Genomic DNA, 23,004 nt, shown 5'->3' on the forward strand with positions numbered 1-23,004 from the left:
GACTAAATTTGTTTTTTTGCAGCATTTCCAACATATTTGAACTTTAAATTTTAGGAGTATTTGAAAATGTTCAATTTGCCTGCTTTTCCAAAACTGCAATTGCGGCTTGGTGGCATTTTACTGATTATATTTAGTCGCTTATGCTATTCCGACACCACGCTACAAACATTTGAAAATATTGAACAATACCCTTCTACAGAAGGGAATACTTTACGACTATCTAAACTCAAACACGGCTGTAAAATCGAAGCACAATTTTATGGTGAGCTTGGTCAGGTCAAAGAAAACTACCTGTTTCAACAACAGCAGCTAAATTATGCTGCACGTTATGAATACACCTATTCTGATGGCGGTTTAAGTAATTTATCTGACAATCAAGGCAAGTTTAAATCTCTACAAAAACGGATTGAACTTGACCCTAAAACTGCAAAAACACGGGCTGATTTTCAGGAGTATCTCAGCTTATTTTCACGCACTGAATTAAAAAAATGCCATTAAACCACAGTAAATTTTTCAGTGTCTTGCACACTTTCAGCATCAAAATAGCAATTGCCTGATGCGTCACAACGCATATATAAATTTTTATAGCTCAGCACATAAAAATCTGTACATTTTTTAATGACAATCGGATTCATGTCCATCGACAATGCATCTTCACGCTTAAACAGTTTGGTGACACGGCGGTCATTCATGCAGATCAAATAGGTCTGTTTCTTCACTTCGATTTCCACCAAACCACTGTGTTCAACATTTAATGGAATAATATATTTACCATTTACATCAATAACTTGCTGACTATAACTTTCTAGTTTTTGGGTAATCACATTAAAGACGATGATATTGCCAAAACAGTCTTGCAGTTGAGTTTTTTCTTCAAAAGCTAAATTGACCTGAATACCCAATTTTTGTAAGTCTTGTTCATCAACTCGTTTATTGGTCAATAAAATGCGGGTAATGGTCTGCTTTAAATTGGCATCCAAAAAAGTACTATCCAGTTGTAAATCAATACCTTTTAAAATTTTACCTAAAGCTTCGTTATGTGTGCCAAGCAAATGCGCAATCACACTACGATAATAAAATTTGCTGTTCTTTTTAACGTCACGAATTTGCTTATAAAAATAAGTCTGATCATAAGGATATTCAATAAAATCATGCAATAAAGCTGAGTTTGCCAACACAGCGATCGCATCATGTCCTGTATAGGGCAAATGTAAGGTATGTAACTGGGGAATCAGGGGTTTAATTTTTAAATAATGCTCTTTGTCATTTTCAAAATATGGATCATAGACAATGATGTATTCACAGTCTGCCACGATATCGTGGGCTTGAATACGCATATCAGCATTTAAAGTTGCATCATAGAAGTCCGTATAACGTTTGTCTTCCACTTCATTTGGATCAATTGAATATTGTGGCACCATTGCCACGACACGGGTCATCTGTAAAGGTTTTGAATATTTAATTGCAGCATAGCCGCCCATCGAACCACCATAACCGACTATTTTTTTAAATTGTTTTAAAATCGGTTGTAACTGTTCTAGTAAAGCCAACATGCTGGATGCAGGAAACCATGACTTTTGTTTTGGCATGATGCCAACCACGCTATAGTCATATTTCATTAATGATTTTTCAGCATTAATAGACAAACCTTTGGCACGTGTAATCAAATCACCAAATGACAATACCAACGTGTCAGTGGTGCCTTGTAAATAAATTGCGCGAATATGATCGTCTTCAAAAATGATTTGCTTGTCCATTGCAATACCGAAAAACGGCTCTCTTATCTTTCGTTAAAATTAAATAAATAGATAACTTGCCTATTCATCGTATCAGGTGTCATATTTTATCGTGTCTGCACAGATAAAAAAGCGCAAAATATGACACAATCTTTACATCCTGCCGCACAAAAAGGCTTCAGCTCTGCCGCTGAACTATATCAACAAGTTCGTCCAAACTATCCATCTGAAATCATTAATTGGCTAATAGATGAACTGAAATTACAAAGCAAAGCCATCGCTGTCGATCTGGGTGCAGGGACAGGCAAATTTTTACCTTATCTCCAACACGTCACTCAGCATATTATTGCAGTTGAACCTGTTGCAGAAATGCTCATGCAATTACAGCTGCAATATCCCGATGTCAAAACCTTACACAATAAAAGCGACCAAATCGACCTCGCCGCACAAAGTGTTGATGCGGTGTTATGTGCCCAGTCTTTTCATTGGTTTGCCAATATCGACACCCTAAATGAGATTGACCGCATCCTCAAACCTGAGGGACATTTAGGTTTAGTTTGGAATCAACGTGATGAAAATGTACCGTGGGTCAAAGCCTTAGCAGATTTGATCGCACCTTTTGAAGGTGATACACCACGTTTTCATAATGAACAATGGAAACAGGTATTTGAACATCAGTTTTTGTTTGAATTTGTCAGTCTACAATTATTTTCACAAATACAAACAGGAACGGTTGAAAATGTAGTAAGTAAACGGTTATTGTCTACAAGCTTTATTGCTGCAATGCCTCCCACACAGCAGCAACACTTAAAACAGCAATTTGAGCAAATTGTTTTTGAACACACAGGTAAGCATGCCCATGATGTGATTGATTTTCCTTACATCACTTATGCTTACCACTTCCAAAAATTAAAACCATAAAATGTGAAGGAGCTTCATCTTTATGCATCTATTATTTCGTCCTTTGACCTATATTACTGTATTGACCAGTGTTGCTTTGTTCAGTGCATGTTCTTCTCAAAACGACAGCAAACCTACGGAAAAGACCGAACAAAGTTCTGAGACGGTGATGAAAGAACTAAAAACCAAGCCAATTCAAAACTTCCCAAGCACAGCACAAGATGCAGCCGATATTACCTTACTGGAGGAGTATCAAGAAAAGTTTGATGCCATGAATGAAGCCCTTGAAGCTGATTTAGAAAAAATGGATAAAGAAGGAACTCTTACCGAAGAAATCGACCAACAACGTAAACGTGACAGCATCCAATCTGCTTTAAATATGTTGAAAGAGTTAGATTTAAAGACTGAACAAGGACGTTATATTCAAGGTTTACTTTATCAATACTGGGAAAACCAAGCCAAAGCTTTTGACAGTAAAACCACAACAAATGCTGAGGAGAATAGTCCTACTGAATCTGTACGTGGAATGAGTGACTTACTCACTGCGGAAGCACAATTGGATCATTGGAAAACCAAGACCACAAAATAAGTTTTAATTTTTCTTAAGCAAAGATTGCGAGATAAACTCCAATCTTTGCAGATTGCTCGCATTCCATATTATTAGTTTAATATTAAGAAATCCGAATACGACATTGCCATTGTTGGTCAGGTTGCTTGCTAGATTCCCACGGACGTATATGTACCAACTCGATATAATCATGCCCTGCTTGTAATGCAGTAAAACGAAAAACTTTTGTACCGCCCACACCGACAGCACCTTCTTCAGCATCATTTTGCAAATAGGTTTCTTCAATTTTAAAATTCTTTAAAGGTTGTAAAAGCTGCCACTGATAACCTGTACTTGGATTTTCAGGCGCAGAGAATTCGACAATTTCCCCCACTTTCATTTCCATCAATGCTGGACAATGTTGCTTTACTGAATATTGATGTGTTTGACCATCGATGGTCGGACTACTACTTTGACAGCCCGTTAAGATCATCCCCGTCAGCAAAGCTGCAACACCCCAAAAACCTTTCATAAACTTAACTCTTTTTCATGATGTAGCACCATTATTTTATAAGTATGCCAAACATCTATTAAAATATTTTCCCTCAATGCCTTAACATGCCAAGGAAAATTAAAATTGCTGTAAATTATTTCCTCATAAAATAAGGAAATAATTTAAATATTTTGTTTTTCAACCCATTGGATCGAATCAACTCGAATTAACTTACAAGCACCATCGCCAACCCCGTTCCAATCTAGCGCAGACTTCCACACCAAATCCTTATCATTGATTTGTACCAGATCACCTGTTAAACGTACCAAATCCCCCCGTTTAACTTTTTTGATTTGCTGCGCAATTTTTGGATTAGCAGGAATGATGTGCATATTACTCACCATTTGTGTTGCCAATTTTGGCGGTACAGGTGGACGTGCCATTTTCCAGTTTAAAAACCGATCATATTGATTAATCGAGATTTGGCGTGCAATTTCAGGTTCAGTAAAAATACCGCGTGTCACGGCATAATCAATGGGGGAGAATTTCGCTTGTTCATCATCCCGATATTCTTTCGAGCCTAAAATTCGAAACTCACCATGAAATGGCTCAAGTACTGAAATTTTTTGATCTTTAATAATCGGGGCTAAACCATTGGCAATATTATATTCCGCAGATTGTGACGCATTGACTTGAAATGAACATACTGCCAATGCCACAGCACATACTAAATTTCGTGTCATCTAAGTCTCCTACGTCACGATTGAATCAACTATAAAGCAGTATCCATGATGGAAATTAAAATAAAATCAATTTTGGGTAACAAAATATAGAAACTTCGTGGCTTTTTTGTCTTCTCATTATGCTGATATTCTCGTTAGAATATTTTTGAATAAATAAAACTGCGACAAAATGATGATTTATAAATTTTACCAACAACGGATATTTCCGCATTTACTTAATCAAGTTATGAAAACACCAAGCATGATGCAAGCGCGTGCGGAGCTGTTAAGAAAAGTACATGGAAGTGCACTAGAAATTGGTTTTGGGACAGGATTAAACTTACCTTTTTATCAGGTTGAACAACTGATTGCCTTAGAACCGAATGCAGATATTTATCAATTAGCACAAAAAAATGTTTTAAATACCCCTTTTCATGTACAACACATTCAAGCCAGTGCAGAAAAACTGCCTTTTGCAGATAATTCTTTGGACAATATTGTGAGTACATGGACGATGTGTAGCATTGCCCATTTAGAACAAGCCTTAGCTGAAATTCATCGGGTTTTAAAACCTGAAGGTACGCTACATTTGGTCGAACATGTGCAATATCATGACAATGAAAAGCTCAAAAAACTACAAAATATTTTAACTCCTGTACAAAAAGTCATTGCCGATGGATGTCATTTAAACCGTAATATTGAATTGTATTTGTCGAATGCCAATTTTAAGTTTTTAGAAAAATATTATTTTGATGCAGAAGAGCTCCCCAAAGTTGGGCGACGTATGTTTATGGCACGTGTCCAAAAAGTTTAGCCATCCTCAAAATCAATCCGAATCGTTTCAAAACGAACTCGACCTTCACGAATCGCTTGAGCAATGGCTTGTTGTCCTTTGCTTAAGCGTGCGCCTCCACTCTTAATATCAATTAAAACAATTTCAATATTTTCAGCAGCTCCCCCATCATCACGGAACTCGGTATAACCATCAAAAACCACATAATCTATCGGATCACCCAAAAATTTGGCATCACTCGGTAGGTATTGAAACTGGGGCATGATTGGTGCTAATTGCTCTGCCATTTTGCCTTTTAAAACGGCACGACTACTATTGACACTACGCTTTTTTGCTGTAGCCAAAGCTTGTTGGTGTTCTAACTCTAACTCGGCAATATAACGTTCATATTCTGCTTTGATTTTGCCATTACGTGTGCTTGATAACACCCATGTCGTTAAAACAATGCCTATACATGCCCCGATCAGCATTGCCATCCACAGCGACATAATTGATTCCTATTTTTTTGTTGCCCTAGGTTTAAAATTAAGCCTAAGTTTTCTAAACTAATTTTCAATGTAAACAAGTCTAAGACTTTTGTCATCTGTAACCTATGGCTTAAAAAATAATGCTAAGCTAGTGATAGGACGGGCTTGGTGAATCAATTAAAAACTATGAAAACAATTCTCATTGCAAATCAAAAAGGTGGCTGCGGAAAAACCATTACTGCAATTACGCTTGCATCTGCGCTTGCACAAAAAGGCTATAGTGTGGCACTTGCCGATGCAGACAATCAAAAATCCGCTTTGCAGTGGTTAAAACAACGACCAAATGATGCCAATGACATTCAAAGTTTAGATTGGCGACATGAAAAATCGATCGGTGATGCACCTAAAAATTTAGAATATTTAATTATTGATGCACCTGGCGCACTGACTGGCGCACATGCAGAACAATTGATCAGTGAATGTCATGCGATCGTCACGCCTTTACAGCCTTCTTTTTTTGATATCGACAGCACCAAACGTTTCTTAAAACATATTCAAGAAATTAAACGTATCCGTAAAGGTAAAGTGGACATTTTATTGCTGGCAAACCGAGTGAAAGCCAACAGTTCAAGCGCTAAAGACATTCAACAATTTTTTGAAAAAATAGAACAACAACCTATTGCTTGGATTTCAGAACGCAGTGCGTATGGGCAACTGGCGATGCAAGGTTTATCTATCTTTGATAAGCATCAAAAAAACTTCGTCCAAATCCAAATGCAGTGGCAACCTTTGCTAGATGCTTTGATTGATGACCCAAGCGATTGGTTCTAAGCTCACTGTTAAAAAATGATAAGTAGCGCATGTTTTTACATTGCTTGACGCTATTTTTCAGTTAATATGAATGCCTCGATAATTCGTTTAATTTGAGAAATTAGTGTCTGACTTCACTTCTACATTACAGCGTATTTTATTATTTGGCTTATTATTTATCCTGATTTTTTTAGGATTTGATATTATCAAATATTTCATTGTCCCTGTACTTTGGGCGTGTATTATCGCCTATATGACATGGCCATTGTATAAACGCATTTTAAGAATGTGTGGGGAGCATCGTCCGACATTAAGTGCCTCTATCATGATCACCATGGTGGTTTTGGTGATTGGTATTCCTTTGATTTTTGGCATTTTCATGTTGCAACATGAAGGTCGTAATTTATATTTTGATTTGCAACGCCAGTTGGCTTCAGGACATTTAGATGTACCTGACTTCTTGCGCCAACTGCCGATTATTGGCAAAGAAATTTCTCGTATCGTTCATGAGATCAATCAAAATCCAAGCAGTATTTCTCAAAATATCGGCATCTGGATTCAAGGACATTTAAATTACGGTAAATTTGTTCTAAGCGAAATTTCCAAGAACCTTATCAAACTATGTTTTGCGATTATGTCTTTGTTCTTTTTTTATCGTGATGGGCAAACCATTTTACATCAAGTCAGCAAAGCTTTAGAAATGGTGATCGGTCCTCGTGTGCATCATTATCTGGATACGATTTCAGAAACCACACGAGCTGTGGTATATGGTGTGGGCTTAACGGCTGTTGCACAATCTCTGCTTGCTGGTGTGAGCTATTTTGTCGCAGGTGCGCCAAATCCAATGGTACTCACCATTGTAACTTTTTTAATGGCACTCATTCCATTTGGTCCGCCACTTGCCTACGGTGCAGTATCGCTGTGGTTATTCTCTAAAGGGATGACCATAGAAGCGATTGGGGTGATGGCATGGGGGGTATGTATTGTCAGTACAGCCGATAATGTGATTCGTCCACTGGTTATCTCAGGGGCAACTCAGATTCCATTTTTGCTGATCATGTTTGGCGTTTTGGGCGGTTTAGCCAGTTTTGGTTTAGTCGGCTTATTTATCGGCCCTGTGATTTTAGCGATTTTATTGGCAATTTGGCGTGAATGGTTGCATGAAACCAGTGAAGCACAACAAGTACCTGATGCAACCATGGCCTATGACATCGAAAACAATGATTTCAAAGCACCAAAGTAACTATTTTCATTTATAAATATTTACATTCAAACACTTATTTCCCACTGTGCAATACATTGTTGTTTGTTTGAATAATAAAATAAACAACAATGTATAGGTTAAACATGTTATCTCATCAAATTTTAAAATTCACAGCACTCTCTGTATTGCTTGGTTTTACAACAGTTGCTTGTACAACTACGTCCCATACTGCAAAAAATACAGCACATGAAACTGTAGATGTACATGCAGTCAGTGCAACAGGGATTGGTGAAAAAATTGGTACAATTCAGCTAGCAGACAGCGCACAAGGCTTAAAAATTTCAACCAATCTCACGCAGCTACCTTCTGGCTTTCATGGCTTCCACATTCATGAAAAGGGCTCATGTGAACCTGCTGAAAAAGATGGAAAAATGGGCGCTGCATTGGCTGCAGGTGGACACTTTAATCCAAATCAAGCCCCAGGTCATGGCACACCCAATGATGGGCATTTAGGCGATTTGCCTGTGTTAAATGTTGACACTGAAGGTAACGCTAAAACTACAGTCTATGCACCACGTTTAAAACTGAATGATATCCAAGGCTTAGCAATAATGGTACATGCAGGTGGTGATAACTATTCTGATCATCCAAAACCATTAGGTGGTGGTGGTGACCGAATTGCTTGTGGTGTGATCTAATACTTTAAAATACAAAAAATACTCGAACTGTGGATAAGTCTATATTTATTCACAGTTCTCAAAAAGTTATCCCCAAAATATGATTTCTGATTAAAAAATTCTTTAATTTTGTGACTTAGACTTTTACTCGGATACAATTAAACTTTCTCTCTAAAACAATATCTTTATAGATTTTTTAGCCCTAATCATTGATTATTTTAAATATTTTCAAATAGTTAAATATTTCGTGTTTCAACTTTCAATTTGCTTTCTATGTTGATTCAGTTACACTCAATATTCATTCTCATTTCATCCAGTGACCATGAACATCAAAACGCTACGCATAATCGGTTTCTTAGAAGGCATTTCATTTTTATTGTTATTATTCATTGCGATGCCAATGAAATACATGTTTGATAATCCTATTTTAGTTAAATATGTCGGTATGGGTCATGGTGTACTTTTTATTTTATTTTTAGTAGTTTTATTTGTGGTCTGTGAAAAACAAAAGTGGTCTATTAAAATATTTATTTTAGGACTGATTGCTTCTATTTTACCTTTTGGTCCTTTCGTTTTTGATCATAAACTCAAAAAATTAGCGCAGTAACATACATTTGAGATCTTCATTTCAAAGCTCCCCCTCCTTACAGGAGGGGTTAGGGCAGTTAAAACTCTCCCCTTGCTTGACGTTGTTGCATAATTCCTTTTAACAAGCCACGAGGTATAGTGAACCACAACGCAATCAAGGCAAAGCACGATAACGCATACGCCCACAGATGAAATTGCGCGTATAACATCCGAATCAATTCGATGACAAAGAAAAAGATAAACATCATCAACACTGAAACCGCAGCTGCCACCGTACCTTTAGAAATATCCGATGACATCAAAGCAAAACGGTATAATACCGAGAAGCTAATACCCTCGCCAAAACTGACCAAAGTCATACCAAGAATGACACAGTAGAGAAAATACTCTCGCCAAATTACACCCACGATTAGAATGGCTGTGCCAAGCAACATCAAAGGTAAACCGATCAAGACAGTCTTACCCAACGCTAACCGATCTACGATCTTGATCAGGACAATATTGCCAAGGATCAAACCGCCCAAAACAGGAAATTGTGCCAAGCCATATTGCAGGCTGCTCAAGCCCAATTCTTCCACCAACATCACAGGAGAAAGTGCGATCCATAACATCAGTGGCATTGCGACCATGGGCAAACCTAAAGTCATCCCCATAAAGGTTTTATTTTTCAGGACTTTTTTATAATCATCCCAAATATAACTTAAAGGTTGCTTTGGAATGCTAGCCTTTGGCTCAGGCATTTTGGCTTTCAGACCAAACCAACTCAGAAATGCCAAAAATGCAATCCCAATAAAGCCCCAATGCCAAGAGACATGATCAATCAAAAATGCACCAACCACAGGACCGATCAACGGTGCAAGTAAGGAAATATTTGCCATGAGCGCCATGACTTTAATCGCATCTCGCTCTGCAAAACTTTCCTGAATCGCCGCATAGCCCACTGCACTGATCACAGACAAACCAAAACCTTGTAAAAACCGCAGTGCCAAAAAGCTTTCGATATTGTGAGTCAATAAAATTAGTAAGCAGGTCACTACAAAGAAAATCACACCTGCCAACAGGACTTTTTTTCGTCCTAAACGGTCTGACAAAGGACCCAATAGCCATGCCACACACGCGCCACCCAACAAATAAAAAGACATGGAAGATGGTGCCCACGCACTGCTCACAGCAAACTCTTTGGTAATCGCAAGCATCGCAGGTTGCACTAAATCATTTCCGATATAGACTGAAAATTCAAACAGAACCAATGCCAAAGGAAACATAAAAGTGGCACGGCTCAATGTTGTTGTTTGAGTATTTTGCATGATTGCGCCTGTAAATCATTTTATACAGTTAAATGCCAACTCCCTCCGACAAGACAAGCACAGTCCAGTCCGATGATTGGCATCGAGAGATAAATATTGAGTTGGAAATTTCGTGAGAAATCACGATGAGAAACACCGTATTCACAAGGTGTCTAAAAGATTTTTTAATATAGAAAATACACGCAACAAAGCGATTATCTTTATTGGTTAGATATAGCTTAACAAAATTTCATGATAGTGACGAGTAAAAATTCACAATTTTACATACACATTTTTAGAAAATGATTTATTCAGTCTGTACCTTTTGAATAAATTTTCCTGCTTTTAAGTCATCATACGCTTGTAAAATTTCTGTGTAAGTATTCATTACAAAAAAACCTTTGGCATTGATCGGTTCATTTAAAGGTGCTGCAGAAAGTAATAAAAATTGACTGTCTTTTATTGCTGTCACTTGCACATTTTCACCATGACTCGACATGACTGCAAGTGCTTGATCTTCTAAAATTTCGTTACTTAACTCTTCATCCGTAGCATTAAATTGCAGTCTGCCTGTGCGTAGATAGATTAAAGTACTATCGCCCTCATTAGCAGGAAAAATTGCAGTTTGCCCTGCGCATAAATTTATATCTAAAACTGTGATGGGCGTATGGGTTTTGGCAATGCCCTGCTGATCTGCATATTGCCCTGCGATCACCCGTACTGTGCCTGCATCATTTTCAAGATGAATCACAGGAATATTTTCTTTTTTAAGACTTTGATAACGTGCAGGATTTAATTTATCTTTGGCAGGTAAATTGATCCAAAGCTGTACAATTTCAAATGCACCGCCTTGTTTGGAAAATGCTTCACTAAAAACTTCTTTATGAATCACACCTGATGCTGCGGTCATCCATTGCACATCGCCCTCAGCAATAATGCCACCACCACCCGATGAATCCCGATGCTCAAGCTCACCCTTAAACATCATCGTCACGGTTTCAAAACCACGATGTGGATGCTCACTCACCCCTTTACTCAAATTGGTCGGTTTTAAAATGCCCGGTCCTAAATGATCAAGCAATAAAAATGGCGAAACGGTATTGCCCAATTCATGATGGGAAAATATGGTTTTGACAGGATGAAAATCTCCCACTGAAAATATCGTGTCATTGCGATGGATAAAAGCAAGGTTTTTCCTCGTGTTAGATTCCTTTTTTAATTGATGTTTTTAAAGCATCAACCATAAAAATGCTGTTTTAAACTCAAACTATATTCAGTTAAATATTGCTGTAATTTTTCCACATCGTTGGTCGATTCAATCGTTCGTAAATTCAAAGCTTCAATTTTATCATTCAACAATTTTAAAATTTGCGTCTGTTCTGTTTCAGGGACTTGCGCCTTTTCTTTTTGCTGTTTTTTAATTTCCAAATAATCTTCTGCCCAATGGCGCAGTGGATCATTTGCATCAATCTGCTCAAATAACGTGGTAATCAGTAATTCAGGCATGATTTCTTGCGTTGCAAGCTCGGCTGACATCAGCCCACGAATCGAATAAAACACTTTTTTATAGGTAAAATTATCAGCTGTTTGCATCACATTCATCCCGCCTTTGGCAAGCGATAAGTAATGGTAATACAAAGCTTTATAATCTATTCGCTGAAGTAAACCATCACGAAATTTTTCCCATTCAGGGAATTGGTTAAAATAGATAATATGCGCACGTACCCATTCCAAAACGGTTGGATTGCTTTTGGCGAGTAGCCCAAACATTTTGTTGAGATCAAACGATACAAAGTCAAAATCGCCATCCATAATTTCGATCAGGTCACGGTGTTTGCGATAGTCGTAATATTGCGTTTTGGATGGCAGATGAAAACCACGCACATCGTAATCGCTGTCAGGGCTTGCCATGCCCCATAAACGGCTGCCACTTTCGATATAAAACAGTGGGTGTTCATCTCGGTGTTGGAATAGGTTTTGGATTTCTTGTTGGATGTTCATTGTTTTCACGTTTGAGGTAGTTCTACAGGTTTTATATCATTAATTTTGGCAATATCAGGATTTTTTTCAAACTTAAGCCAACCTTTTTTCATCCATAATTCAACTTTATCATTTCCTAAAATTAAAAAAAGATTTGATAATAAATCAAAATAAGCTGCCTTATTAAAAAAATAAATTATAATTTTTACTTGCTCTTCTTTTTCATTTAGAGAAAAAATTTCTTTAATATAATTCCCATCTGATTGATCTAAAGAATGTCCCCAAATAATTATATTCAAATCATAACCATCTTTATAAAAATCACCCCGTGCATTTTTTATTGTATTCATCACTTCATTATCTTCTAGAATAAAATTATAATTTGTCTCTTTTATTAGTTTTTGATGGTATTTTACAAAGCCATAAAAATTATATTTTTCTAAAATTCTTCTATCTAAATCGGATACACCCAATACCATATTAGATTTCTCCACATCCCCATGCAAAAAATCAATATTACTACAACCATATAATTTTTCTGATGTTTTTGTATAATTAAATGAGTAAATTTTTAATAAATTTAAATTATTCATAATATGAATATCATTTAATTTATTTTTATTATCCAATCTTTTTAAGATAATTAAATATCCTTCAAATAAAACTATAAAGTCATCTAATTTACATTGTAAATCAAAAACAACCTTTGGAAAATTAAATTCACAATATGACTTAAATTCAGAAATATATTTATTATTTAACTCATATTTTGAATTATTCCAGTTTTGATTGCGTTCTATCTGGATAGGATGTAAAACATTTAGCCCTGCACTATTAAACCCTTCTTTTTGAATGTAAAAATTACCAATTAAAATATTTAATAAACTTAATATGTAACTTTCTTTTTTCCTAAGAATAACATGAGAACTATCAGTACTATATTCCTTATGCTTGATAATTTTTTAGAAAAAATCAGTAGTTTTTTGAAGTTGTTCTAATTGCTCAAAGAAATTAAATACAATTTGTAGCGCTTCTTTAATTTTCATTTCAAAATCAATCCATGTTTTCACTTCTCGCACATGATCTGAGAAATACTGATACCAAACATTATCTTTCAATTGCTCTTTTAATTCTTTAACTCGGTCACTCGAAATTTTTATTTCATCAGTGTGATACATTGCTTTTGTATAACCAAAGAAATAATCCTCTTTCTCATACAACGAACCAAACAAATCATCAAACCCCATATCACCTTTAGAGTCATCCCAATTTTCAATGGCATCCATTGCCACCATAAAATGATCATACTTTGTCGGCAAATAGTGCGAAAGATCAAAACCGTTACCTACAATCAAAATATTCATTTATTGTTATTTCCCAAATAAAAGTATCACGTCAGATAGATGTTAATGAGGACACTTTTCCACATTTCAAAAAGAAAACTTAAACTTTAGAAACATCTACAACTTACTCAACTTAACACAACAGATAAGCCATTTTTGCTATAAATACTCAACTAAATTCAATCATATATTTTAACCAAAAATGAAAAAATTACTTCTCACCCTTAGCCTGTGCACCACCATTTTAATGTCTTTAGCACCCATCCAAAACATATTTGCAAATCCAATACCCACGGTCAAAAATCCAACACAAAAGCAAATACAACATACCCCGATCTTTGCTGAATTTCACCAACTCAATGGCATCGATTCATTTAACCAAACCCTATGGGAAAATTACCTGATTGACCCTGAAAATGATCAATCCTTAAACCGCTTATTTGCCGAGCAAATCAAAGCCAACTTAGTGCAAATCGAAGCAAGCTCAAATATGAGCGAAGAAGAAAAACAAAAATTTCGTAACATGGCAAACATTCGTGAACCTGATGAAAATGACATTAAGATCTACAAAAAACTCCTCGAAGCGCAAAAGTATGATTTGGGTGATAGTGTAAAAAAAGACCAAGCCAAAGCCAACGATTTGATCTATGAAGCAGCAGCACTCGGAAGCTCTCAAGCACTCGAATTACTTGGTATTCGATTCATCCACCAAATCGGTCATGTTGGACTACAAAAAAATGCCATTGATTATTTTAGTTTTTTTGCAGACGAGCCTAGCAATGCAGATCATCCTGCTGCATTTTGGGCATATCTTGCATATAGTTATACCTATGGTGTAGGACGAGCTAAAAACCAAGAAACAGCTTTAAAATATTGGAAAAAAGCCCATCATTTGTATTCTATGCAAATTGATCCCACAGGCTTTATTGCCTATATGATGGGGCAAATGAGTGAAAATCAAAAATTTCTAAATCAACCGATCGAAGATGCGATGGACTATTATAAAATGTCTGCCAATGAAGAGAATATTGCGGCACAACACGCTGTTTTAAGACTGTTAAAAAGTAAGAAAAAATTTGATGAATTGACCTACGAAGCTGAGCTATTTATGGCAGAACATAAAGCAGCCAAAAAAGAAAAAGATGCCTTTTACACACTGTCCGAACTGTATGCACAAAAAGACTGGGACATTTATAACCCGAAAAAATCCATAGAATATTTGAACCAAGCCATTGCACTTGGACATGATCGGGCATTGTTAGATTTGGCACGCTATTATGAACATGGATATTTAGTTGAAGCTGATCCTGCAAAAGCCACAGAGCTTTATAAAAAATCACTCGAACAAGGTAATCCAACTGCAGGCATTTTATTGGTCAATTTATATGAAAATGGCGCAAAAGGCTTTAAAGCTGATGCTAAACAAGCTCAGATTTGGCGTAAAAAAGCTACAGCATTATACAAAGAACTCGGTTATGGCGATGTATTACCCAAAGCAGATGAAATACGTTTATTCCAACGTATGTACTAAATTTTAAATAGAAAATAACATTTACCTACGAGAACTCTATGTCTCGTAGGTATTTCACTACTGCGACATTAAGAACATCGCTGTGTTTGGAAATTTTTATTATTGCCACGTTGGCACTGATAACTCTTTTTCGTTTCTTGTAACTTCCAAGCTTTATCTACACGCTTAAAAATATAATCCGTACGAATCGCACTCACTGAATCATCCAGTAAATTTGAGTCAATCACCGCAATTTGTGCAGCGGTTGGATTCTCCACGCGATTAAACACTTGACGCACGGACATACTATTTTGATTTTTAAGAATTGATGGCTGTGCTTTAATCACCTGTTGCATCGGTGTCTCAGAACCCCCAAAACTCACTTTACTGGCTAATTTTTCAGTTGTCGCACAACCCGTAAATGCTGCCAAACACAGCGCAGAAATGGACAATAAACGAATCATTGTAATGACCCCAAAAAATAAAACATGTGTTTATGATGCTATGTTCAACACATTAACACTGTTTTAAAACTGTGACTTGATCTGGTTTTTATTAATTTTTTATAAAAACTTTATTTTATATTAAATACTTAAATATAAAAACGCTCCCGAAAGAGCGTTTAAAATTTCACTTTAAAATATTAAAGATCAAATAATTTACCTGGGTTCATGATACCATTTGGATCGAATACTTTTTTAAGCGCTTTCATATATTCGATTTCTTCCGCAGTACGTGTGTAGTCCAAATATGGTTTTTTGGTCATGCCTACGCCATGTTCCGCAGAGATTGAACCATCATATTTTTTCACAGTTTCAAACACATACTTATTCACCACCTGACATTTAGCGAAGAACTCATCTTTCGATAAATCTGCAGGTTTTAGAATATTTAAGTGCAAATTACCATCACCGATATGACCGAACCAACAGATTTCAAAGTCAGGATAATTTGATGCCACAATTGCATCAATTTCTTTAATAAATGCAGGAACATGTGTGATCAGCACAGAAATGTCATTTTTATATGGTGTAAATGGTGCAATCGTTTCAGAAATATCTTCACGTAAACGCCATAAACTTTGAACTTGCTCAAGACTTTGGCTCATGACACCATCAAGTACCCAACCTTGCTCCATGCAATGTTCAAAGATTTCCATCGCAGCATCCATGATCGGCTCATACGGTGCTTCAAACTCAAGCAAAACATAGAATGGACACTCTGTTTCAAATGGACGCTGTACATGACCACGATCCAACACTTTTTGCATTGCCAATTCACCAAAGAACTCAAATGCAGTCAGATCAATTTTCTTTTGGAAGGCGTGAAGTACTGGCATGATCGCATCAAAGTCAGGCACACCCAATACCAATACTTGCAAATCATGCGGTTGACGTTCCAGTTTAATTTCTGCTTCAGTGACTAAGCCTAAAGTCCCTTCTGCACCGATAAATAAATGTTGCATCGCATAACCAGTCGCATTTTTGATCATGCCTTTGTTTAAGCGAATGATGTCACCTTTACCTGTCACTACGGTCAAGCCCAACACCCAGTTACGTGTCATGCCGTATTTGATGACTTTGATACCACCTGCATTGGTACCAATATTTCCGCCAATTTGTGAAGAACCAGACGATGCAAAATCGACTGGATAATACATGCCTTGTTCTTCAGCATAATTTTGTAATTGTTCAGTCACTACACCTGCTTGTACACGCACCATACGATCGGCAGGGAAGAATTCCAAAATTTGGTTCATCTTGTCGAAGCTAATGACAATTTCGCCATGGGCTGCAACTGCACCTGCTGACAAGCCTGTACGACCACCTGATGGCGTGATTGCTACATTAAATTGGTTAGCAAGTTTTACGATCGCTTGAACTTGTTCTGTGCTGGATGGAAAAACGATGACCGATGGATTTGGATCAAAATGTTTGGTGTGATCACGTCCCCAATTTTCGAGGCTGTCTGCATCTGTTTTAATGCGGTTTTCACCAACAATTGCAGTTAATTGGGTCAATAACTCAGGTGTTAAAGCGACTGGAGCGTTCATCGTTTGCAGACCTAGCAGAAGTAAACAAGTAGAAAGTGCTTAGAAATAATTCTATCTATAGTGAACAAATAGAATAAATCTTAGACAAGGGTGAATATAAAAGCAGCACCGTAAGGACAGGCTATTTTCACGCGTCATTATTATAAGCCATTTTTTCTAAAAACCTGTAGAAAATAGCGTTTTGATCAGCTTTCTTTGCAAATTACACAGTTAAATAGACCATTAACGACAAGTTATGACTCATATTTCGCCAAAATACCTATCATCATGGTCATAAAGGAAATGTATATCGCCTCTCGTCCTATGCTATTATATCGCCACTAAATTTGGCCTTTGTAGCGGAGCCGTAATGAGCCAACATCTTTCACTGCCTAAAGATAAAATTCGTTTCTTGTTGTTAGAAGGCGTTCATCAAAACGCAATCGACACACTAAATGCTGCCGGATACACCAACATCGACTATCGTAAAACTGCGCTTGAGGGTGAAGCGTTGAAAGAAGCGATCAAAGATGCACACTTTATTGGGATTCGTTCGCGTACTCAACTGACTGAAGAAGTTTTTGAAGCGGCGAATAAACTGATTGCTGTCGGTTGTTTCTGTATTGGTACAAACCAAGTGAACTTAAATGCTGCGATGGTTCGTGGTATTCCAGTATTTAATGCGCCATATTCAAATACACGTTCAGTTGCTGAGCTTGTACTTGCTGAAGCTATTCTTCTTTTGCGTCGTGTGCCTGAAAAATCTACAGATACACATGCAGGCGGTTGGAATAAATCAGCAGTAGGTTCATTTGAAACACGTGGCAAAACTTTAGGTATCGTGGGTTACGGCTCAATTGGTTCTCAACTTTCTGTACTTGCAGAAAGCATGGGGATGCACGTGATTTATTATGATGCAGTAACGAAATTACCATTAGGTAATGCACGTCAAGTCGGTTCTATGGCTGAGCTTCTTGCCAACGCTGATGTGGTATCTATCCATGTACCTGATGTTCCTTCTACACGTAACTTCATGGGTAAAGAACAGTTTGCACAAATGAAAGAAGGTTCGATCTTCATCAATGCTGCACGTGGTACATGTGTGGTGATCGAAGACCTTGCTGATGCATTAAAATCAGGTCATCTTGCAGGTGCTGCAGTTGACGTATTCCCGAAAGAACCTAAAGCGAACGGTGAAGAATTCGTTTCTGCACTACGCAACATTCCGAACGTGATTTTAACACCACACGTCGGTGGTTCAACCATGGAAGCGCAAGCCAACATTGGCTTAGAGGTTGCTGATAAATTTATCGCATACTCAGACAAAGGCATGACTTTATCTGCAGTGAACTTCCCTGAAATTGCGTTACCATTGACTGAAGGTAAACACCGTTTACTGCACATTCATAAAAACGTACCAGGCGTTCTTTCTAAAATCAATAACTTATTTGCTGAACACGGCATCAATATCTCTGGTCAATCTTTAATGACCAAAGGTGATGTTGGCTATTTGGTTATGGATGTGGATGCAACTGCATCAAAAGAAGCACTTGATACTTTGCATGAAGTTGAAGGCACAATTCGTGTACGTGTATTGTTCTAATTTTTAGCGTATTCTAAAACCACAGCTTTCGGGCTGTGGTTTTTTTATGCATTTCATTTTATACGGTTTCAATCAAATCATTGATAAAAGCTGAATCACGGATATACGTTTAGTCTGTTCAATGTCAAACTTAAAAAATACGCCTCATCTACACGCACTGATTTTATTATTTATTGCCATGATCAGTATGCAAAGTAGTGGTTCACTTGCCAAAATATTATTTGATCAGTTCCCGATTCTGACGGTTTCCGCTATGCGTCTACTGTTGGGTTCTGCGATTTTGGCATTGATTTTTAAAATTTGGCAGATCGATTTTAAACAGATCAATTGGTCAGCCATCATTCGCTATGGTATCGCTTTGGCAGGAATGAATGCGCTGTTCTATTTATCCATTGACCGTTTGCCTTTAGGGATTGCTGTTTCTTTTGAGTTTATTGGTCCACTCAGTGTGGCACTGTTTTATGCCCGTCAAAAGTTTGATTTTATCTGGATTGGACTGGCAATCTTAGGTTTAGTTTTACTGTTTCCTTTTGATCAAAGTCAGCAAAGCTTAGACCCGATTGGAATTGCTTTCGCTTTGGGTGCAGGCGCATGTTGGGCAATGTACATCATTTTCGGGCAAAAACCATCAGGTATTTCAGGCAATCATACTGTCTGTTTAGGCATGTTTATTGGCATGCTCTGTCTAATGCCAATTGCGATTTTTGCAGGTATGCCATTATCTACTTTCCATGCTGATAACTTAATGTTACTGATGGCTTTGGCGATTCTTGCCAGTGCTTTACCTTTTAGCTTGGAAATGGTTGCCTTGCGTACATTATCCCCTTTTGCTTTTGGCACATTGACCAGTTTAGAACCTGCGATTGCCGCACTTTCAGGCTTTGTATTCTTACATGAGCAATTATTATGGACACAATGGTTAGCATTGGTCGTGATTATTGCAGCATCTATCGGCTGTACTTATACCACGCAACAAGCCAAAAGAGCCGTTGAAGAAAAATTGAAAAAGTAATGTGAAATGTGATGAAAATGCAGATCTAAACCACAATCACTTGTTTTTCGATCGGTAAATCAGGATGGATTTGCAATACGGTTAAACGCATATCAAATACAGCACCTGTGTCAATAAAATAACAATTGTGGCGTTTGGTCACCAGATCGACCACCGTATGCCCAAGAAAAACAAGATCAATCCCTTGAATACTTTGAAAATTTTTCTTGGTAGCATTTCGCACACGAGAACGCCCCCAAAGTGCGATTTCACGGTATTTTTCCTGATGAATATTGGCTTTTAAAACAGCCCAATCATTTTGTTCAATATCACCATGTACAAAGCCGTACTTTTGCCCGAGATATTCAACTTCTAAAATAATTGGCATTTTTTGGCAGAGCTCAACCACTCGATTTTTATCGACTTCTGGTAAGGCATAAAACCACTCCCCACCATGTTGTGCATGTAAACGTGCCATGATCGGATCAATCGCAGAATACAAACACATTTCTTCATGATTGCCGATAACGCTTTTAAACCATGGTTCATGAACCAAATTTAGGCATTTTAGACTGTCAGTACCTCGATCTACCAAATCTCCCACACAAACCAATAGATCCTGTTGAAAATCAAATTGAAGTTTGTCGAGTGCTTGCATTAATTCGCTATAACAACCATGCAGATCACCCACCACAAACAATCGTCCCTGCGTGTGATGATAATATTCAATCGGGTTATTAAACTGCATGCTTTTCCTCTGTTATCATGCTATTGCACAGGCTTGAATATGTTGATTTTGCTGTGCCAAAGTCAAATATTTTTCGGCATTTTTCTTGTTTTTCCGAATGCCTAAACCTTGTGAATAGGCTTGATAAAGTTCAAAATATGCATCCACATCGCCACCATCCGCAGCTTTAACCAATAATTCTACGGTATATTTAAGGTCAGACTCTACTCCTTGCCCTTCACGATACATTTGTGCCAACAAATAAGAAGCCCGTGCTGAGTTTGCTTGCTGTGCCAAATCTAACCATTGAATCGCTTGCACAAATTGCTGCTGACGCTGTTCATGGATTGCCATACATAACATTGCTTGGACATGTGCATTTTTTGCAGCAGCAGTAAGCAAAGGGAGATGACGAGGATCATCAAGATTTAATAGCATCGCCAGTTCAAATTGTGCATCTGCATTGCCTTGCTGTGCAGCCTGCCCCAACCACTGTATGCCATATTCAGGATTTTTTTCTGCACCGATCCCCATACGCAAACATTGCCCATAAGAAAATTTTGCAGCACTATGTCCATGCAATGCGGCGAACTGTAAGAACTGGCACGCTTGTTTATTTAGCTGTATTTTCTCTGCTTCATCTCGTACCCCATCAGCTTTAGCTAAATTTTGAATCCCAACCCAATACGATGCTTCAATATGCCCTAATTGTGCAGCTTTCATTAAAAACTCATACGCAACATTTGGATCGCCTTTTGGATCTTTTTCCTCGATTAATGCACGTACATAGCACCCATAAGCATCATTTTGCTCTTGTGCCTTTTGTGCATACTTAAAGGCTTTTTTATCATTGCCTTGTTTGAAATATTGAAAGGCTAATAGCGCACTGGCAAAGCTGTCGTTTTGTGCCAAATCTTCTAATTTTTCAATTACTATATTTTGATCAAAAACAGAATTTTCAATACAGGCTTTTAAACTCAGCTCATGTTGATTGTGTTGATAATTATGAATCAATAAATTTAAAGCAGCATCCGCATTATTTTCTAAAATATGTAAAGCAGAGGCATAGATTGCTTCAGGATGATTTAAATCCACTGCTTGTTTTAAATATTCCAAGCCTTGCTCGGCACTGACATTTGGACTTAAAGATTGCAGTCCAATATGTGCCAATTCCACCATCGCCAACGCATCGCCTAATTGTGCGGCATGTTGAAAAAATAAAATTGAGGATCCAATATCTTGTGGTAAATAATGCCCGATTAGATGCCATTGTCCCAATCGTGTACTGGCTGCTGCAAAGCTGTTATTTGATGCATTCACCAAAAGATCAACACGGTGCTGTGCATCTTGGTTGCTTTGTGCAAAACCAATTTTTTCTAATTCTAAAACATGCTGATAGTTTGCAGCATGATCATCCCCATCAACAACCGTATTTTTCGATTGTAAAGATGATTGGTTGTCTATTTTAATGTCTGACATTTAATTACCCATTGTATCGCATCACAATTTAGCGATTTGATTGTTTTATTCTTTTCGCTATTTCACTCTTTTTAATTTAAAAATTTAAAATAAAAAATATGAGCATTGATAAAAGAACTCTAATTCGTTGAATATTTTAAACAATCATTCAACCTCAGATCAGATATATCTTAATGAGAATCTCACCTTTTTGAAATAATAAAATGCTAGAATGTTGTGATATTTACTTTTTTCAGAGCTATGCAAAACTCTCAACTGCTCGCTGTTTTTTATATGATTATGTCAATGGTGGCATATCAGATCAGTGCATCTTTTGCGAAACAATTATTTCAAGTCTTAGACCCTTTAACTGTCGTTACCTTACGGTTATGTTTCGCTGCTATTTTAGTTTTTGTAATGTTTCGCTCTTGGAAAATCATCAAACGTTTACCTCATTTAAAATGGAAAGATTTGCTATTTTATAGTGCCTCAGTCTGTTTGATGAATGTGTTGTTTTATGCCTCACTCGGCAAACTACCACAAGGTATTGCGGTCGGTTTAGAGTTTTTAGGACCGCTCACTTTAGCATTGCTCTCGATTCGCCGTAAGATAGATTATATTTGGGTTTGTCTTGCAATTATTGGCATTGCTTTAATGGTACCGTGGCAAGATGCACAGCAACATAACTTTTCTTATCTCGGTGCAGCATTTGCATTGAGTGCGGGTGTATTTTGGGCTTTTTATATTTATTTTGGACAAAAAGTCGTACGGCAAAATATTGGGATGCATGCACTGACCATTGCGATTGCCTTGTCTGCATTGGTGATGTTACCAATCAGCGCAGTCCATAATCCGAGTGCTTTAATGCAAACCCAATACTGGGGACAGGCATTGATCATTGCGCTTTTAGCTACCGCTATTCCTTATGCATTGGACTTGATGGCGCTTAAAACTTTAAGCAAACTCAGTTATGGCACACTGTCTAGCCTTTCTCCTGCTTTAGCTGCGATTGCAGGCATGGTTTTGCTGAAAGAACATATTACGATTTGGCAAAGTATCGCTTTAGTGTGCATCATGGTGGCTTCAATTGGCGTAACATTTAAACCTAAAACGCAAACGCTTGAACATTAATCTAAT

The 23,004-nt window shown here is 37.3% G+C and carries 25 protein-coding genes; 12 read left to right on the top strand and 13 right to left on the bottom strand.

Annotated features, from left to right (window positions below; genetic code table 11):
• The first annotated feature begins 66 nt into the window (after window positions 1–66).
• A complete protein-coding gene (locus tag DJ533_RS17060; protein ID WP_065993728.1) occupies window positions 67–498 on the top strand; it encodes a hypothetical protein in 432 nt (143 codons plus the stop codon).
• Here DJ533_RS17060 and DJ533_RS17065 read toward each other — a convergent pair.
• Complete coding sequence (locus tag DJ533_RS17065; protein ID WP_065993729.1) at window positions 495–1,757, bottom strand: hypothetical protein; 1,263 nt, start codon at window positions 1,755–1,757, stop codon at window positions 495–497. The genes DJ533_RS17060 and DJ533_RS17065 overlap by 4 nt on opposite strands.
• 120 nt (window positions 1,758–1,877) lie before the next feature.
• On the opposite strand from DJ533_RS17065, the gene DJ533_RS17070 reads away from it, so the two are divergent.
• On the top strand, window positions 1,878–2,657 hold the full coding sequence (locus DJ533_RS17070; RefSeq protein WP_065993730.1) for a class I SAM-dependent methyltransferase: 780 nt from the start codon (window positions 1,878–1,880) through the stop codon (window positions 2,655–2,657).
• Between the two features lie 22 nt (window positions 2,658–2,679).
• The gene (locus tag DJ533_RS17075; protein ID WP_065993731.1) at window positions 2,680–3,225 is read left to right on the top strand and encodes a hypothetical protein; all 546 of its coding nucleotides are present in this window, start codon (window positions 2,680–2,682) and stop codon (window positions 3,223–3,225) included.
• An 82-nt stretch (window positions 3,226–3,307) separates the two neighbouring features.
• Here the strand turns inward: DJ533_RS17075 and DJ533_RS17080 are convergent, their stop codons facing one another.
• Window positions 3,308–3,715 (bottom strand): protease inhibitor I42 family protein, encoded by a 408-nt coding sequence (locus DJ533_RS17080; protein WP_065993732.1) that lies wholly within the window; start codon window positions 3,713–3,715, stop codon window positions 3,308–3,310.
• Between the two features lie 143 nt (window positions 3,716–3,858).
• Complete coding sequence (locus DJ533_RS17085) at window positions 3,859–4,419, bottom strand: hypothetical protein (RefSeq protein ID WP_065993733.1); 561 nt, start codon at window positions 4,417–4,419, stop codon at window positions 3,859–3,861.
• 172 nt (window positions 4,420–4,591) lie between these two features.
• Here DJ533_RS17085 and DJ533_RS17090 point away from each other — a divergent pair, with 172 nt between their 5' ends.
• A complete protein-coding gene (locus DJ533_RS17090) occupies window positions 4,592–5,212 on the top strand; it encodes a class I SAM-dependent methyltransferase (RefSeq protein ID WP_065993861.1) in 621 nt (206 codons plus the stop codon).
• Here DJ533_RS17090 and DJ533_RS17095 read toward each other — a convergent pair.
• Window positions 5,209–5,679 (bottom strand): Holliday junction resolvase-like protein, encoded by a 471-nt coding sequence (locus DJ533_RS17095; RefSeq protein WP_065993734.1) that lies wholly within the window; start codon window positions 5,677–5,679, stop codon window positions 5,209–5,211. The genes DJ533_RS17090 and DJ533_RS17095 overlap by 4 nt on opposite strands.
• 165 nt (window positions 5,680–5,844) lie before the next feature.
• On the opposite strand from DJ533_RS17095, the gene DJ533_RS17100 reads away from it, so the two are divergent.
• From DJ533_RS17100 to DJ533_RS17115, 4 genes are all read left to right on the top strand, one after another.
• Window positions 5,845–6,489: a ParA family protein gene (locus DJ533_RS17100; RefSeq protein ID WP_065993862.1), complete on the top strand. Its 645-nt coding sequence runs from the start codon at window positions 5,845–5,847 to the stop codon at window positions 6,487–6,489.
• Between the two features lie 103 nt (window positions 6,490–6,592).
• A complete protein-coding gene (locus DJ533_RS17105; protein WP_065993735.1) occupies window positions 6,593–7,711 on the top strand; it encodes an AI-2E family transporter in 1,119 nt (372 codons plus the stop codon).
• A 104-nt stretch (window positions 7,712–7,815) separates the two neighbouring features.
• Complete coding sequence (sodC, locus tag DJ533_RS17110; protein ID WP_065993736.1) at window positions 7,816–8,370, top strand: superoxide dismutase family protein; 555 nt, start codon at window positions 7,816–7,818, stop codon at window positions 8,368–8,370.
• Window positions 8,371–8,671: 301 nt separating this feature from the next.
• Window positions 8,672–8,956 (top strand): DUF3817 domain-containing protein, encoded by a 285-nt coding sequence (locus tag DJ533_RS17115; protein WP_065993737.1) that lies wholly within the window; start codon window positions 8,672–8,674, stop codon window positions 8,954–8,956.
• A 58-nt stretch (window positions 8,957–9,014) separates the two neighbouring features.
• On the opposite strand, the gene craA is transcribed toward DJ533_RS17115, so the two are convergent.
• The 5 genes from craA to DJ533_RS19025 all read right to left on the bottom strand — a co-directional run bounded on the left by craA (window position 9,015) and on the right by DJ533_RS19025 (window position 13,567).
• Entirely contained in the window at window positions 9,015–10,244 is a 1,230-nt protein-coding gene (craA, locus tag DJ533_RS17120; RefSeq protein WP_065993738.1) for a chloramphenicol efflux MFS transporter CraA, read from the bottom strand.
• 286 nt (window positions 10,245–10,530) lie between these two features.
• On the bottom strand, window positions 10,531–11,385 hold the full coding sequence (locus tag DJ533_RS17125) for a pirin family protein (protein ID WP_228716546.1): 855 nt from the start codon (window positions 11,383–11,385) through the stop codon (window positions 10,531–10,533).
• 74 nt (window positions 11,386–11,459) lie between these two features.
• Window positions 11,460–12,224, bottom strand: a complete 765-nt coding sequence (locus DJ533_RS17130) for a nucleotidyltransferase domain-containing protein (protein ID WP_065993863.1) — start codon at window positions 12,222–12,224, stop codon at window positions 11,460–11,462.
• Window positions 12,225–12,229: 5 nt separating this feature from the next.
• Window positions 12,230–13,162, bottom strand: a complete 933-nt coding sequence (locus DJ533_RS19020) for an AbiH family protein (RefSeq protein ID WP_323809373.1) — start codon at window positions 13,160–13,162, stop codon at window positions 12,230–12,232.
• 3 nt (window positions 13,163–13,165) lie between these two features.
• Window positions 13,166–13,567, bottom strand: coding sequence for an AbiH family protein (locus tag DJ533_RS19025; RefSeq protein WP_228716500.1), 402 nt, complete (start codon window positions 13,565–13,567; stop codon window positions 13,166–13,168).
• Between the two features lie 181 nt (window positions 13,568–13,748).
• Between DJ533_RS19025 and DJ533_RS17140 the strand changes: the two genes are divergently transcribed.
• The gene (locus DJ533_RS17140) at window positions 13,749–15,077 is read left to right on the top strand and encodes a tetratricopeptide repeat protein (protein ID WP_081406095.1); all 1,329 of its coding nucleotides are present in this window, start codon (window positions 13,749–13,751) and stop codon (window positions 15,075–15,077) included.
• 68 nt (window positions 15,078–15,145) lie between these two features.
• On the opposite strand, the gene DJ533_RS17145 is transcribed toward DJ533_RS17140, so the two are convergent.
• Window positions 15,146–15,520 (bottom strand): hypothetical protein, encoded by a 375-nt coding sequence (locus DJ533_RS17145; protein ID WP_065993741.1) that lies wholly within the window; start codon window positions 15,518–15,520, stop codon window positions 15,146–15,148.
• A 179-nt stretch (window positions 15,521–15,699) separates the two neighbouring features.
• The gene (locus DJ533_RS17150; RefSeq protein ID WP_065993742.1) at window positions 15,700–17,109 is read right to left on the bottom strand and encodes an FAD-binding oxidoreductase; all 1,410 of its coding nucleotides are present in this window, start codon (window positions 17,107–17,109) and stop codon (window positions 15,700–15,702) included.
• Between the two features lie 349 nt (window positions 17,110–17,458).
• Here DJ533_RS17150 and serA point away from each other — a divergent pair, with 349 nt between their 5' ends.
• Window positions 17,459–18,691, top strand: coding sequence for a phosphoglycerate dehydrogenase (gene serA, locus DJ533_RS17155; RefSeq protein ID WP_065993743.1), 1,233 nt, complete (start codon window positions 17,459–17,461; stop codon window positions 18,689–18,691).
• A 121-nt stretch (window positions 18,692–18,812) separates the two neighbouring features.
• Complete coding sequence (locus DJ533_RS17160) at window positions 18,813–19,703, top strand: EamA family transporter (RefSeq protein WP_065993744.1); 891 nt, start codon at window positions 18,813–18,815, stop codon at window positions 19,701–19,703.
• A 25-nt stretch (window positions 19,704–19,728) separates the two neighbouring features.
• Here the strand turns inward: DJ533_RS17160 and DJ533_RS17165 are convergent, their stop codons facing one another.
• Window positions 19,729–20,430 carry a metallophosphoesterase gene (locus DJ533_RS17165; protein ID WP_065993745.1) on the bottom strand — a complete coding sequence of 234 codons (702 nt, stop codon included), beginning with the start codon at window positions 20,428–20,430 and terminating at the stop codon, window positions 19,729–19,731.
• 15 nt (window positions 20,431–20,445) lie between these two features.
• Window positions 20,446–21,888 (bottom strand): tetratricopeptide repeat protein, encoded by a 1,443-nt coding sequence (locus DJ533_RS17170; protein ID WP_065993746.1) that lies wholly within the window; start codon window positions 21,886–21,888, stop codon window positions 20,446–20,448.
• Between the two features lie 240 nt (window positions 21,889–22,128).
• Here DJ533_RS17170 and DJ533_RS17175 point away from each other — a divergent pair, with 240 nt between their 5' ends.
• Entirely contained in the window at window positions 22,129–22,998 is an 870-nt protein-coding gene (locus DJ533_RS17175) for an EamA family transporter (RefSeq protein WP_065993747.1), read from the top strand.
• Window positions 22,999–23,004 lie beyond the last annotated feature (6 nt).

Source organism: Acinetobacter defluvii (genome assembly GCF_001704615.3).
Taxonomy (GTDB): Bacteria; Pseudomonadota; Gammaproteobacteria; order Pseudomonadales; family Moraxellaceae; genus Acinetobacter; species Acinetobacter defluvii.

What these genes read in the sequence shown, in the direction of transcription:
- DJ533_RS17170 (WP_065993746.1), bottom strand. Translation starts at nt 21,888, where the DNA reads ATGTCAGACATTAAAATAGACAACCAATCATCTTTACAATCGAAAAAT.
- DJ533_RS17150 (WP_065993742.1), bottom strand. Translation starts at nt 17,109, where the DNA reads ATGAACGCTCCAGTCGCTTTAACACCTGAGTTATTGACCCAATTAACT.
- DJ533_RS17160 (WP_065993744.1), top strand. Translation starts at nt 18,813, where the DNA reads ATGTCAAACTTAAAAAATACGCCTCATCTACACGCACTGATTTTATTA.
- serA (WP_065993743.1), top strand. Translation starts at nt 17,459, where the DNA reads ATGAGCCAACATCTTTCACTGCCTAAAGATAAAATTCGTTTCTTGTTG.
- sodC (WP_065993736.1), top strand. Translation starts at nt 7,816, where the DNA reads ATGTTATCTCATCAAATTTTAAAATTCACAGCACTCTCTGTATTGCTT.
- DJ533_RS17090 (WP_065993861.1), top strand. Translation starts at nt 4,592, where the DNA reads ATGATTTATAAATTTTACCAACAACGGATATTTCCGCATTTACTTAAT.
- DJ533_RS17145 (WP_065993741.1), bottom strand. Translation starts at nt 15,520, where the DNA reads ATGATTCGTTTATTGTCCATTTCTGCGCTGTGTTTGGCAGCATTTACG.
- DJ533_RS17130 (WP_065993863.1), bottom strand. Translation starts at nt 12,224, where the DNA reads ATGAACATCCAACAAGAAATCCAAAACCTATTCCAACACCGAGATGAA.
- DJ533_RS19025 (WP_228716500.1), bottom strand. Translation starts at nt 13,567, where the DNA reads ATGAATATTTTGATTGTAGGTAACGGTTTTGATCTTTCGCACTATTTG.
- DJ533_RS17085 (WP_065993733.1), bottom strand. Translation starts at nt 4,419, where the DNA reads ATGACACGAAATTTAGTATGTGCTGTGGCATTGGCAGTATGTTCATTT.
- DJ533_RS17175 (WP_065993747.1), top strand. Translation starts at nt 22,129, where the DNA reads ATGCAAAACTCTCAACTGCTCGCTGTTTTTTATATGATTATGTCAATG.
- DJ533_RS17100 (WP_065993862.1), top strand. Translation starts at nt 5,845, where the DNA reads ATGAAAACAATTCTCATTGCAAATCAAAAAGGTGGCTGCGGAAAAACC.
- DJ533_RS17115 (WP_065993737.1), top strand. Translation starts at nt 8,672, where the DNA reads ATGAACATCAAAACGCTACGCATAATCGGTTTCTTAGAAGGCATTTCA.
- DJ533_RS17080 (WP_065993732.1), bottom strand. Translation starts at nt 3,715, where the DNA reads ATGAAAGGTTTTTGGGGTGTTGCAGCTTTGCTGACGGGGATGATCTTA.
- DJ533_RS17070 (WP_065993730.1), top strand. Translation starts at nt 1,878, where the DNA reads ATGACACAATCTTTACATCCTGCCGCACAAAAAGGCTTCAGCTCTGCC.
- DJ533_RS17060 (WP_065993728.1), top strand. Translation starts at nt 67, where the DNA reads ATGTTCAATTTGCCTGCTTTTCCAAAACTGCAATTGCGGCTTGGTGGC.
- DJ533_RS17095 (WP_065993734.1), bottom strand. Translation starts at nt 5,679, where the DNA reads ATGTCGCTGTGGATGGCAATGCTGATCGGGGCATGTATAGGCATTGTT.
- DJ533_RS17140 (WP_081406095.1), top strand. Translation starts at nt 13,749, where the DNA reads ATGAAAAAATTACTTCTCACCCTTAGCCTGTGCACCACCATTTTAATG.
- DJ533_RS17065 (WP_065993729.1), bottom strand. Translation starts at nt 1,757, where the DNA reads ATGGACAAGCAAATCATTTTTGAAGACGATCATATTCGCGCAATTTAT.
- DJ533_RS17075 (WP_065993731.1), top strand. Translation starts at nt 2,680, where the DNA reads ATGCATCTATTATTTCGTCCTTTGACCTATATTACTGTATTGACCAGT.
- DJ533_RS17165 (WP_065993745.1), bottom strand. Translation starts at nt 20,430, where the DNA reads ATGCAGTTTAATAACCCGATTGAATATTATCATCACACGCAGGGACGA.
- craA (WP_065993738.1), bottom strand. Translation starts at nt 10,244, where the DNA reads ATGCAAAATACTCAAACAACAACATTGAGCCGTGCCACTTTTATGTTT.